9 protein-coding genes and 1 pseudogene are annotated in these 12,086 nt (G+C 64.7%); 5 read left to right on the top strand and 5 right to left on the bottom strand.

From position 1 onward, the window contains the following. The first annotated feature begins 22 nt into the window (after positions 1-22). Positions 23-427 carry an MBL fold metallo-hydrolase gene (locus tag ASF43_RS32255; RefSeq protein WP_369803261.1) on the top strand — a complete coding sequence of 135 codons (405 nt, stop codon included), beginning with the start codon at positions 23-25 and terminating at the stop codon, positions 425-427. 99 nt (positions 428-526) lie between these two features. On the opposite strand, the pseudogene ASF43_RS32250 reads toward ASF43_RS32255, so the two are convergent. After that, positions 527-1,342 (bottom strand): annotated as a pseudogene (locus tag ASF43_RS32250) (LysR family transcriptional regulator); the annotation flags it as partial. Between the two features lie 314 nt (positions 1,343-1,656). Here ASF43_RS32250 and ASF43_RS11710 point away from each other — a divergent pair. After that, entirely contained in the window at positions 1,657-2,493 is an 837-nt protein-coding gene (locus tag ASF43_RS11710) for an alpha/beta hydrolase (RefSeq protein WP_369803260.1), read from the top strand. Positions 2,494-2,786: 293 nt separating this feature from the next. On the opposite strand, the gene ASF43_RS11705 is transcribed toward ASF43_RS11710, so the two are convergent. Next, the gene (locus ASF43_RS11705; RefSeq protein WP_082497799.1) at positions 2,787-3,602 is read right to left on the bottom strand and encodes an IclR family transcriptional regulator; all 816 of its coding nucleotides are present in this window, start codon (positions 3,600-3,602) and stop codon (positions 2,787-2,789) included. Between the two features lie 443 nt (positions 3,603-4,045). Between ASF43_RS11705 and ASF43_RS11700 the strand changes: the two genes are divergently transcribed. The 3 genes from ASF43_RS11700 (at position 4,046) to ASF43_RS11690 (ending at position 8,726) form a co-directional block, all read left to right on the top strand. Continuing rightward, the gene (locus ASF43_RS11700) at positions 4,046-4,519 is read left to right on the top strand and encodes a (2Fe-2S)-binding protein (protein ID WP_056180795.1); all 474 of its coding nucleotides are present in this window, start codon (positions 4,046-4,048) and stop codon (positions 4,517-4,519) included. Beyond that, positions 4,516-6,825: a xanthine dehydrogenase family protein molybdopterin-binding subunit gene (locus ASF43_RS11695; protein ID WP_056180792.1), complete on the top strand. Its 2,310-nt coding sequence runs from the start codon at positions 4,516-4,518 to the stop codon at positions 6,823-6,825. The genes ASF43_RS11700 and ASF43_RS11695 overlap by 4 nt, the downstream gene beginning before the upstream one ends. A gap of 194 nt (positions 6,826-7,019) precedes the next feature. Then, positions 7,020-8,726: a GMC family oxidoreductase gene (locus tag ASF43_RS11690; protein WP_056180790.1), complete on the top strand. Its 1,707-nt coding sequence runs from the start codon at positions 7,020-7,022 to the stop codon at positions 8,724-8,726. A gap of 84 nt (positions 8,727-8,810) precedes the next feature. On the opposite strand, the gene ASF43_RS11685 is transcribed toward ASF43_RS11690, so the two are convergent. The 3 genes from ASF43_RS11685 to ASF43_RS11675 form a co-directional block, all read right to left on the bottom strand. Then, positions 8,811-9,575: an IclR family transcriptional regulator gene (locus ASF43_RS11685; protein ID WP_056180788.1), complete on the bottom strand. Its 765-nt coding sequence runs from the start codon at positions 9,573-9,575 to the stop codon at positions 8,811-8,813. Positions 9,576-9,674: 99 nt separating this feature from the next. After that, positions 9,675-10,694, bottom strand: coding sequence for a tripartite tricarboxylate transporter substrate binding protein (locus ASF43_RS11680; protein WP_056180785.1), 1,020 nt, complete (start codon positions 10,692-10,694; stop codon positions 9,675-9,677). A gap of 35 nt (positions 10,695-10,729) precedes the next feature. Next, positions 10,730-12,085: an MmgE/PrpD family protein gene (locus ASF43_RS11675; protein ID WP_056180782.1), complete on the bottom strand. Its 1,356-nt coding sequence runs from the start codon at positions 12,083-12,085 to the stop codon at positions 10,730-10,732. Position 12,086 lies beyond the last annotated feature (1 nt).

The raw sequence follows: 12,086 nt of genomic DNA, 5'->3' as shown, positions 1-12,086 counted from the left end.
GGCGCTGTGGGCCAGCTACGCGGTGGAGACACCCACGCGGCGCCTGTACTTCAGCGGCGACACCGGCTTCGGCCCGCATTTCGAAAGCATGGCCACGCGCTTCGACGGCTTCGACCTGGTGGCGCTCGATGCAGGCCAGTACAACGCGCAGTGGGCCGACATCCACATGAACCCGGAAGAGGCTTCGCGCGCTGCCGAAATCCTGCGTGCACGCAGCCTGCTCACGGCGCATGCTGGCCGCTTCAGCCTGGCGCGCCATGCCTGGGACGAGCCATTCGAGCGCGCCGTTGTGGCAAGCAGGGGCAAGCCTTACCGACTGCTCACACCGCGCATCGGCGAGGTGGTGCGGATCGGTGATGCGCAGCAGCAGTTCGGTCGCTGGTGGGTGGGCATCGAACTGGGTCCGCATGCGCCAGCGAAACCGTAGGACATGCGGGCCACCGTCACGCGGGCTGGCGGCGCAGGCGCAGCGCCTCCGCCACGAGCGAGAACGCGGGTGAGGGTTGTCGCCGGCTCGGGTAGTACAGGTGGTAGCCGGCGAACTTGGGGCACCAGTCCTGTAGCACCGCACCAGCCGGCCCGAGGCGATGTGCTGCATCCACTCGTCTTCCGGCAGCAGCGAGATGCCCAGTCCGGCCAGTGCTGCGTCCACCTGCGGTGGCGCGGTGTTGAAGATCAACGGGCCATCCACCCGCACGTTGACCTTGCGTCCGCGCTTCTCGAAATCCCAGACGTAGAGCCCGCCAGATGTCGGCATGCGCTGGTTGATGCACCGGTGCTTCGTCAGGTCGGCCGGCGTCTTCGGCGCCGGATGGGTGGCGAAGTAACCCGGCGAGGCCACCACAGCCATCTGCAGTGGTGGCCCGATGGGCACGGCGATCATGTCGTTGTCGATCGTGTTGCCCATGCGCACGCCGGCATCGAAGCGGTCGGCCACGATGTCGCTAAAGCTGTAGTTCATGTCGAACTCGAGCTTGATGTCGGGGTACTCGCGCAACAGCGGCATGAGCTTGGGCAGCAGCACCGTGTGCATCACGTTGTCGCCGCAGGTGATGCGCACGGTGCCGGCAGGTTTCTCGCGCAGGTCGGTCAGCGCGTCGAGCTCTGCCTCGATCTCGTCGAAGCGGTGGCCGATGGCGTTCAAGCGTTCGCCGGCCGATGTGGGCGCCACGCTGCGTGTGGTGCGCGTGAGCAGGCGGATCTGTAGCCGTTCTTCCAGCCCGCGGATGGCCTGGCTGAGCGCCGACTGGGTCACGCCCAGCGTGCCGGCAGCCTTGGTGAAGCTGGCCTCGCGCGCCACGGTGACGAAGGCCAGCAAGTCGTTGAGACTGCGTCGCGGCATGCCGCCTTTAAATGCGCATTAGCTGATTAATGTAACTTATGAATGTAGTAAGAATTCATTACCTAGTCAAACTGCGCAATGGCCGGCAAACTTGTCCCTGCGCCACCAAGGACATCAACCATGAACCCGTCTACAAACGACCCCTCCAACGCCAGCGCCGCCAGGACGACCCGACGGCGCCCCTGCGCGACAACTTCTACACGAGCGACAGGGTCACTGTGCAGCAGGTTCTCTTCAAGAATTAGTACCAGATGACCGTCGCTGGCAACCTCTTCTTGCCCGAAGCGCTGGACCGCTAGAGGCGCAGCCCGGCCATCGTGGTGGGCCACCCCATGGGTGCGGTCAATGAGCAGAGCGCGAACCTGTACGCCACGAAGATGGCGGAGCAAGGCTACGTCACGTTGTCGCTGGATCTGCCCTTTTGGGGCAGCAGCGAAGGCCAGCCGCGCAACGCTGTGTCACCCGACATTTACGCCGAGAGCCTCAGTGCCGCGGTCGAATTTTTGGGCAGCCAAGCGTTCGTGGACCGTGCGCGGATCGACGCGATCGGCGTGTGCGGGAGCGGCAGCTTTGTGATCAGCGCAGCCAAGATCGACCCTCGCCTGAAAGCCATCGCCACCGTGAGCATGTACGACATGGGGGCGGCCAGCCGCCATGCAGTGCAGCAGTCGCAGACGCTCGAAGAGCGCCGCAAGATCATTGCCGAGGCTGCCGAGCAACGCCAGATGGAGTTCAACGGCGGCACCATCCGGTACACGGGCGGCACGGTGCTCGAACTGGCGGAGGACACGCATCCGATCCAGCGTGAGTTCTATGACTTCTACCGCACGTCGCGCGGGCAGTCCACGCCGCCAGGCGCGTCGGTGCAAACCACCACGAAGCCTACGCTGAGCAGCGATGTCAAGTTCATGAACTTCTATCCGTTCAGCGACATCGAGACGATCTCGCCGCGGCCCCTGCTGTTCATTACCGGCGACAGCGCGCACTTCAGGGAGGTCGGCGAGGACGCCTACCAGCGTGCGGCCGAGCCGAAGAAGCTGCACATCGTTCCCGGTGCCGGACATGTCGATCTGTACGACCGGGTGGCCCTGATCCCCTGGGACGCGCTGAACGCGTTCTTCGGCAAGCACCGGGCCGCGGCGAGCGCCTGACGGCAGCCTCAGCCATGGCCGTCGCGGCGGCGCCGTCGGCCCGAGGGCATGGCGCAGCCAGCGCACTGGGGCGGTGTGTTCGCAATGACGCTGAGCGCGCGGAGTTCATGCCTGTGCGCCTGCTGACACCGCTGGCAGCCGACCTTGGCGTCAGCGAAGATATGGCAGGGCTGGGGGGCTATCTCGGGCGCGTTCGTGAACAGCCCCCTGTGCGATTCAGCAGCAACGGCATGGGCGCGCCGATCGTGCCTCCAGTCTGGTTCAGAACGCCGCCCTGGCTGGGCTCTTCGATCTCAAGCAGCGCCCACCCGGCCGGTCGTGACGCGGGCCACTGCATCACAGTGCTCGCGGAGCAGGCGATGGCGCTCTTCGAAGTTCTGCCCAGTGAGCCGGCCGACGAGGGTCGACACGCTCAACGCGCAAACAGGATTGCCATCTGCATCCACGACGGGCATCCCAATTGCACGTATCCCTTCATAGCCTGGCAGGTCCCGCAGCGAATAGCCGCGTTCCTTGGCCTCCAGTACCCGCGCGATCAAAGCCGCAGGATCGCGTTCACCATAGTTCGCCAGCCGCCCGGCATTGGCCAAGATCACACGCCGGACCTCCTCTTCAGGATATGCCGACAACAGAGCCATGCCGCTCGCCCCCACGCCGAGCGGGCGACGATCCCCCAGTGCCACGGTGAAGATCTTGATCGGCGAATCGCCCTCACGCCTGTCAAGGCAGACCGATTCGTCGCCACTGCGCACCAACAGAAACGTGGTGTCCCGGGTCAAAGAGGACAGGCTGCTGAGAAGGGGCTCGCACAGCGCTTTGAGGCCGAATCGATGCCCTGCAACGAGTCCCAACTCGTAAACCGCCTGACCGAGAAAGTACCGCTTGGACTCGGGATCCTGCGTCGCCATCGACTCGGCAACCAACGAGCGCAGCATGCGATGCACTGTGGGCTGCTCGAGTCCAAGGGATTGCACCATGTCGGACAGACGCGCACCCTCACGGTTTCGCGCGGCAAGTTCCCGAAGGATCAACACCACCCGTTGGATGCTCTGGGTTCCAGCCGGGGCCGCAGCGAGCGGCCCTACAGCCTTGCGATCTTGCACTGACATGTATTGGTGCGGTTGTTCAGCCTGCGATGGTAGCGGCTGAGGCACCTTCGAAGGCAGTGCTGCGAAGTTCACGTGCTTCGGCCACGAGAGCCCCCCGTGATCGGCCGCCAGGGCTGTACGCGCGCCAGCTGGCGCGCGCACACCGAGCGCTCGAAGCGGCTCCGTTCACCGCTGCAATGGCTGGCTGGACGGCGCATTCTTTTGTAGGCCAAGCCTGAAGCAATCCGCAGCGGCGTGGGTCAGCCAAAGACCCATATTGTGGGCTATCGTAGAAATTTTTAAGTGATTTTGGCGGTCAGATCGTTGATGGATCATTTGAAAGTATCAATACTTACCTGGCACCAAGACATTTTTCGGAAAGTCCACTATATGGATTTATATCTGAGATTTGATGATTGGTGGGTTGAAGGCAGTGCATTTGCGCCAAGCGGAGAAAGGGAGACATGACATCAACGAATCTGAACATCAACGGCCGTACCTTGCAGGTCAGCGCTTCGTCGGACACGCCACTGCTTTGGGTTCTGCGTGACGAACTCGGGATGGTCGGCACCAAGTTCGGCTGTGGGGCTGGCCTGTGCGGCTCCTGCACCATTCACCTGAATGGAGAGCCAACGCGCTCCTGCATCACGCCCGTCTCCGCCGCCACTGGGATGCTGGTGTCCACGATCGAGCACGTCGAAACGGACCCGTTGGGGGCCGCAGTGCAAGCTGCATGGCTTGCGCTTCGTGTGCCGCAGTGCGGCTACTGCCAAGGTGGGCAGATCATGGCCGCCGTGGCACTCCTCAAGCGGGTGCCGAACCCGAGCGATGGCGAGATCGACGAAGCCATGAACGGCAATCTGTGCCGGTGTGGCACCTACACCCGAATACGTGCTGCCATCAAACAGGTCGCTGCACAAAAGGGGAGCAAGGCATGACGCACGTTTCGACTGCCACAGACGCTGTTCTGAATAACGCGCGGCGTCGGCTGCTCAAAGGTCTCGCGTCCGGGCTGGCCTTGGCCGTCGCACATACCGGCGAGGTTTACGCGCAAGCCGCAACCCCGACACCGCCGAAGTACGGCGGTGACCGCATGCCCGGCGGCCTGGTTGACAACCCGCTGGTGTTCGTGAGCATCGCCACGGATGGCACAGTCACGGTGGTTTGCCATCGCCAGGAGATGGGTCAGGGCGTGCGCACGAGCATCCCGATGGTCGTGGCCGAAGAGCTGGAAGCCGACCTCACCAGGGTTCGGGTGATCCAGGCGCCTGGCGATGAGAAGAAATACGGCAACCAAAATACCGACGGCTCTCGCAGCATGCGGCATTCGACGGAACCATTGCGACGTGTGGGCGCGGCGGCCCGAACGATGCTGCAGGCCGCTGCCGCTGCCCGTTGGGGAGTGCCGGCGACAGAAGTGCGAGCCCTGAACCATGAGCTCGTCCATCAGGCTTCGGGCAGAAAACTTGGGTTCGGCGAGGTCGCTGCTGCAGCGGCGAGTCTGCCGATTCCGGACCGGAGCACGCTCACGCTCAAAGCCCCGGCGCAGTTCCGCTACATCGGAAAAGCAGACATTCCCCTCATCGACGGCCCCGACATCGTCCGAGGCCGGGCAGCGTATGGCATCGATACCCGCTTGCCAGGGATGGTGTACGCCGTGGTCGCCCGCCCTCCCGTCGTGGGCGGGCGTTTGAAGTCCTTCAAGGCCGAGAAGACGCTGCAGGTGCCGGGCGTCATCCGCGTGGTGGAGCTCAAGAGCACTCCGCTGCCTGCGGCCCACCATCCACTGGGCGGTGTTGCCGTGGTGGCAAGCAACACCTGGGCGGCGATGAAGGGCCGTGAAGTCCTGGAGCTGGATTGGGACAGTGGCCCCAACGGCACGTACGACTCCGAAGCGTACAGGCTCACGCTGGAAAAGGCAGCGCGCACGCCGTCGAAGGCGGTGCGCGACGATGGCGACACGATGGCGGCACTCGCACGGGCCACGCGGCGTGTCGAGGCGGAATACTACCTGCCCCATCTTGCGCATGCGACGATGGAACCACCTGTCGCAACGGCACGCATTGTCGATGGCCACTGCGAAGTCTGGGCGCCAGTTCAGGCGCCGCAAGGAGCGCGGGACAACGTTGCAGCCCACTTGGGCTTCAAGCCCGAGCAGGTGACGATGAACGTCACCTTGCTGGGCGGAGGCTTCGGCCGCAAGTCGAAGTCCGACTTCGTCTCGGAGGCCGCGCTGGTGTCCAAGGCCATGGGTGGCACACCCGTCAAGCTGCAGTGGACCCGCGACGACGACCTGCGGCACGGCTACTACCACGCAGTGGCCGTCGAGCGCCTGGAGGCGGCACTGGACAGCACAGGCAAACCTGTCGCCTGGCTGCACCGCTCCGCAGCGCCGTCCATTGGCGCGACCTTCTCGCTCGAGAACAGGATGCTGCGCCCGCTGGAGATGGGCATGACCGCCATCAACGTCCCGTATGCGATCCCGAACGTGCGGGTCGAGTCGCCGGAAGTTGCCGCCCATGCGCGCATCGGGTGGTTCCGGGCGGTCTACAACATTCCGCACGCGTTCGCCGTGCAGTGCTTCGTGCATGAGTTGGCCGTCGCAGCGGGGCGCGATCCCAAGGACTACCTGGTCGAACTGCTCGGTCCGGATCGACGCATTGACCCGCGGACCCTGTCCGACCAGATCAACTACGGCGAGTCGCCAGAGCGCTACCCCATCGACACCGGACGCATGCGACGCGTCATCGAACTGGCCGCTGCCGGCGCGCGCTGGGGCAGAAAACTTCCCAAAGGCCGCGGAATGGGCATTGCGATGGCCAACTCGTTCGTGAGCTACAGCGCGGCGGTCGTCGAAGTCGAGATCGACAACAAGGGCCTTCTGCGCATCGTCGATGTCGACATTGCCCTCGACTGCGGTCCGCATGTGAACCCTGAACGCATCACGTCGCAGCTTGAAGGGTCGGTGATCATGGGCTTGGGCCTGGCGATGCACGGACAGATCTCGTTCAAGGACGGAAGCGTCGTGCAGAGCAACTTTCATGACCATCCATTGGCGCGGCATGCCGAAGCGCCGCGCGAAATCCGGGTCCACCTTTCACCTTCGGACCATTCCGTTGCGCCTGGCGGCGTAGGGGAGCCCGGACTGCCACCTGTGGCCCCGGCCCTGTGCAACGCGATCTTCGCAGCCACAGGCAAACGAATTCGCCAACTGCCCATCGGCGACCAATTGGCGCGAGGCTAGCTCCACCCGCGCTCTCGACGGGCGGCATCTGCGCAACCCGACATCCAAGCACCGAGGAGACGAGCGACAACCTTCAAACGAACGACCCTGCGGGCACTGGCTGCGCCCGCACGAGGCGCAGCCATGCCCGTCCGAGTTTCAAACTGCGGCGATGCCGCACCCAACCACTGACTGAGCAACGAGGAGACAAGAGAATGGATCGCAACCTGTACCGCGGCGAAGCAATCAACTCATTGATCGATGCGGCCTACCGCGGCCGAATCAGCCGTCGCACGTTCTTCCGGGGGCTTGCATCCCTGGGGATAGCAACGGCCACCGCCTACGACATGGCCGAGCACGCCACGTTCGCGCATGCCAACCAATCCGCCCAGAACGCCAACCTCAAAGGCGAATACGACTACATCGTCGTCGGCGCTGGCGCGGCCGGTTGCTTGATGGCGCATCGCCTGTCCCAGGGAGGACGTGCAAGCGTGCTGGTGATCGAGGGCGGCGGCACGAACATTGAGCAAGAGAAGATCTCCGGGCCGCTGGGATGGCCGACCAACATCGGTTCGGACACCGACTGGTGCCACAAGACGGTACCGATGGCGCACCTAGGCAACCGCGTCATCCCTGTTCCCGTCGGCAAGGTGATCGGAGGCGGGTCGAGCATCAACGCCATGATGTGGCTGCGCGGCGACAAGGCCGACTTCGACGAATGGGAAGCCAAGGCTGGCCCGAACTGGGGATTCGATGCGATCGCTGGACGCTTCAAGAAACTTGAGCGGTATGCGGGAGGTGAAGGCCAATACCGCGGCGGATCGGGGCCGATCCCGACCCAGACCACAGCGCTCTCGCACCCGGTCACCCGAGCCGTCATCGAGGCGTCGAAGGAGCAGGGTATTCCGGAGAAGTCGAACATCAACGGCAGCGCGAGCATGTTGGGGGCGAGCCAGACGGACCACAACATCGAGAACGGTCGTCGCGTCTCGGCTGCGCACTGCTTCTTGATGCCGGCGCTGTCGCGCAGCAGTCTCACCCTGCTCACCGACACCCCGGTGTGGCGACTCGACATCGCGAACGGAACGTGCCGGGGGGTGTTCGCGACGGTCGGCGGACAGGAGCGCCGCATCGCTGCAGCCAAGGAAGTGGTGCTGTGTGCAGGCGCCATCCACTCGCCCAAGATCCTGATGCTGTCAGGGGTAGGGCCCGCCGAGCATCTGCGCAAGCTCGGCATTCCCGTCATCGTGGATCGGCCGGAAATCGGCGCCAATCTGCAGGACCACGTTCTGACTCGCATCTACTTCCGTTCCAAGACCAAGATGCCGGCCTTCGAAGGCACTGGCGTCTCCGGTACCACGTACCTGAAGACAAGCGCATCGCTGCCCGGACCCGACATTCAGATTCTGGGCCGGCAGAACGTGTTCGGTTCTGCGGACATCAAGTTCGACGAGGGCTACGCGATCATGCCGGGCCTGATGAAGGCAAAGAGCCGTGGAAGCGTGCGCCTAACGGGCACGGACCCGGATTCCCCCCTGCTGGTGGACCCGAACTATCTTGCCGAACAGGCAGACATCGATACGTACGTGGCGGGTATGCAACTCGGTATCGAGATCGGCAATGCCAGGGCCTTCTCCGACATCCGTTCGGAGCAATTCAGCCTGCGCGGTGCCAACAAGGCGGACATCGCTGACTTTGTGCGCAAGACCTTCGTGACCTACTTCCACTATGCCGGCACCTGCGCCATGGGAAAGGAGTCCACGGCACCTGTGGACGAAGCCCTGCGCGTGCGCGGTGTGGACCGCCTGCGCGTCGTCGATGCGTCGGTCATGCCGACGCTGCCATGCAGCAACACCCACGCGCCGGTTCTGGCCATCGCGGACATCGCGGCTGACCTGATCCTGGCCAGCAGCCCGGCCTAGTACCTGTCGAAAAGCCTGAGGCTGAATCGAATGTAAAGTGATCGCTTCTTCCCGTCCTGTGAAGGACGGGAAGAAGCGATCGGCTCAGCGTGCATCCGGCGTCAAACGCGTGATGGCTTCACAGTGCTTCTGCAACAGCCTGCGTCTGTCGTCGAAGTTCTCGCCCGTCAGGCGGCCCACCAGTGTGGAGATGCTCAGCGCACAGATGGGGCGGCCCTGCAGGTCCAACACGGGCATGCCGATCGCACGAATGCCCTCATAGCCAGGCAGGTCGCGCAGGGAATAGCCGCGGTCCTTCGCCTCCAGCACGCGTGCGACGAGGTTGGCGATGTCGTTCTCTCCGTACTTCGCCAGGCGTGAACTGTTCGCCTCGATGGCGCGCCGTACTTCATCTTCGGGATAGGCGGAAAGTAGGGCCATGCCGCTGGCACCCACACCGAGGGGGCGCCTGTCGCCCACAGCCAGTGTCAGGATCTTGACGGGCGAGTCCCCTTCACGCCGGTCCAGGCACACCGAGTCGTCGCCACTTCTCACCGCGAGAAACGCGGTGTCCTTCGTTCGCGTCGACAGACTGCTCAGGATGGGTTCGCAAAGCGACTTCAGTCCGAACCGATGGCCCGCGGCGAGCCCCAGCTCATAGACCGCCTGCCCGAGAAAGTAGCGTTTCGTTGCAGGATCCTGCGTGGCAATCGACTCTGCCACGAGAGAGCGCAACATGCGGTGAACAGTGGGCTGCTCCAGCTTGAGCGACTGGACCAGATCGGAAAGCCGCACGCCCTCGCGGTTGCGCGCGCCGAGTTCGCGCAGGATCCTGACAACCCTCTGGATGCTCTGCGTCCCGGCCGGCATCGCAGCGGACGGATCCGTCGCGTTGCGATCCGGGTTTGGCGTGCGATGACGCGCCCTCGGGGCGCCATCGTTGCTGGGCGTCGGTGGCACCCTTGTAAATCAGTCGAGAGTGATGCTGGCTGCCTTGCTCACCCGCGTCCATTTGGCGAGTTCGGCCTTCAGGAACGCGCCCGCAACCTCTGGAGAATTGCCCACACCGATCGCGCCCATGCTCGCGAAACGGTCCACCATCTCGGGCGCAGGAAGAATCTTGACAATCTCGGCGTTCAGGCGGGTGATGACCGGTGGCGGCGTGCCCGCGGGGGCGACGACCATGAACCAGGTCTCGGCGGTGAACCCCGGCAGGCCCGCTTCGGCAAAGGTGGGCGTGTTGGGCATGTTGGCGAGGCGCTGCTCGCTCGCAACGGCCAGCGGCTTGAGGCGCCCCGACTGCAACTGGGAGTCGATCGTCACACGGCTCAGCAAGCCGAAGTCGGTCTCTCCACTCGCCAGCGACAGGACGGCCGGACCGCCGCCTTTGTAGGCCACGTGCTGGGTCTTGACGTTCGCCTGCAGGTTGAACAGCTCGCCAGCAAGGTGGTTTGGCCCGCCGGCGCCGGAGGAGGGAAAGTTCAGCTTGCCTGGGTGGCTCTTGGCATAGGCGATCAGTTCGGCGAGCGACTTGATCGGGCTGTCCACCTTGACCGTCGCCAGCAGAGGCGTGCGGGCGACCAGCGTCACCGGCGCAAAGTCCCGGGTCGGTTCGTACGGCAGCTTCGGATAGAGGCCCGGTGCCATCGCCAGACTTCCCACCTCGCCCATCATGATCGTGTATCCATCGGGCGCAGACTTCGCCACGACCTCGCTTCCGACCGTGCCGTTGGCGCCGGCCCGGTTGTCGACGACAACGGGCACGCCGAGCCCTTCGGAGAGCTTCTGGCCGATGACCCGGGCGACGACGTCGGTCGAGCCGCCAGCGGCAAAGGCAACGACCATCCGGATCGGGCGATTCGGATAGGTCGCCTGCGCCGCGGCCTGCGTCGCGGCCAGGGTGGACGCTAGCCCCAGCGCCGCGGCGAGCGAACGCACGAGCGTGGACAGTTGGCGGCTCGGCAGCGCGAACGGTTGTTTGGTTTTCATGTTTGTCTCCAGAGGCGGTGGTGTTGGGGGGATGGTCAGTGCGGCAGGGCGCGGACATGGGGCCAGCGCTCCAGCGACTGCAGGGCTTGTATCAATGCGCCCGCCGCGTGATCGCTCAGCGGGTTCGCCGCTTGTGTGAAGGCCTTGTGCGTCTTCTCAAGAATTTCCGCTTCGGTCAGCGGATCCTCAGGAGTTCCTGGCGGCGCTTGCACATGGATGGTGTGCTCGCGGCCGTCGCGCCGACGGATCTGGAGGTAGGCAGGGCCGAACCTTCCCGCACTCTCGTCCACACGCACCTCGACCCGCGACGCCAGATCCAGCACGCGGCTGTCGAGAACGGCATCCGGTGCGATATCGCGTGTCTCGAACCGCCCGCGCAACAGTGCACTCGCGACCGAAAAGCGCACGTTGAACTGCGCGCTGACTTGCGGGCTGTCACCCGGCGTGAACGGTGCGCCGGTGAGCCGGTGCATGAACGGCGAGATCGTGACCTGCACGCGGTCCAGTTCGGCCGGCTGCACCTTGGTGTCGGCCCGCAGCCGCAACGCCGCCTCGATGGGGGCATGGTTGCACATGCAGCTCGCGTACTTCTTGAAGGTCATGCCCAGCGACGCATAGCGCTGACCCAGTCCTTCCAGCAGGCTTGCGTCCAGCGGCGCATACAGGCGACCGATTCCGGCGACACCTTCCAGAGGCTGGGTCGGCCCGGTCACGCCGGCTTCAGCCAGGAGCGCTGCCTCCACGCCCTGCCGGGCCGCATAGGCAGTCTGAAGGCGCTTCGTGAGGCTGCGCTCCAGCAAGGGCTGTTGTGTTCCTGCAGCCTGGCTCAGCGCGATCCCCAGCGCATGCAGCGTCTGCGTCTCGCTCAGGCCAAGGAGATTGGACGCTGCTGCCGCGGCGCCGAATGCACCGAACACGGAGGAGTAGTACCATCCGGGCGCGCTTTGGGCGGCCAGGCCCAGACGCACCATCAATTCGCCGCCCGCGACGAGTGCCGCGATCATCTGGCTGCCAGATGCATCCCTGGCCTCTGCCAACGCGAACACGGCAGGGAGCACCACGCCGTCGCTGTGGACATTGGCGCGGTCATGGAGCGTGTCGAAGTCCAGGGCCGCAGCGAGCATGCCGTTCACGAACGCCGCCTGCGTGGCGGGCAACCGGTCGCCGAAGCACCAGACACGGGCCTGCGGCGTACCCCCGATGTCGGAGATTGCAGTGCGCACCGGGTTGACCGACTCGGCTTTCGAGCCGGCCCATGCCACCGCCAGCGTGTCGATGATCTGCAACCGCGCCGCCGTGACGACCTCGCCAGGAAGATCTTCGAAGCGCAACGACGACACCCAGCGCGCGAGCAGGCGCGTGGAGTCCGCAGGGAGCGTGGCGTTCGCCATG

This window comes from Pseudorhodoferax sp. Leaf267 (assembly GCF_001422405.1).
Taxonomy (GTDB): Bacteria; Pseudomonadota; Gammaproteobacteria; order Burkholderiales; family Burkholderiaceae_C; genus Pseudorhodoferax.
This window is presented reverse-complemented; position numbering and strand designations above follow the sequence as displayed.

Bases quoted from the DNA above. Each gene is read 5' to 3' on its own strand.
- ASF43_RS11705 (WP_082497799.1), bottom strand. From the start codon at position 3,602: ATGTCAGTGCAAGATCGCAAGGCTGTAGGGCCGCTCGCTGCGGCCCCG.
- ASF43_RS11700 (WP_056180795.1), top strand. From the start codon at position 4,046: ATGACATCAACGAATCTGAACATCAACGGCCGTACCTTGCAGGTCAGC.
- ASF43_RS11695 (WP_056180792.1), top strand. From the start codon at position 4,516: ATGACGCACGTTTCGACTGCCACAGACGCTGTTCTGAATAACGCGCGG.
- ASF43_RS11690 (WP_056180790.1), top strand. From the start codon at position 7,020: ATGGATCGCAACCTGTACCGCGGCGAAGCAATCAACTCATTGATCGAT.
- ASF43_RS11685 (WP_056180788.1), bottom strand. From the start codon at position 9,575: ATGCCGGCCGGGACGCAGAGCATCCAGAGGGTTGTCAGGATCCTGCGC.
- ASF43_RS11680 (WP_056180785.1), bottom strand. From the start codon at position 10,694: ATGAAAACCAAACAACCGTTCGCGCTGCCGAGCCGCCAACTGTCCACG.
- ASF43_RS11675 (WP_056180782.1), bottom strand. From the start codon at position 12,085: ATGGCGAACGCCACGCTCCCTGCGGACTCCACGCGCCTGCTCGCGCGC.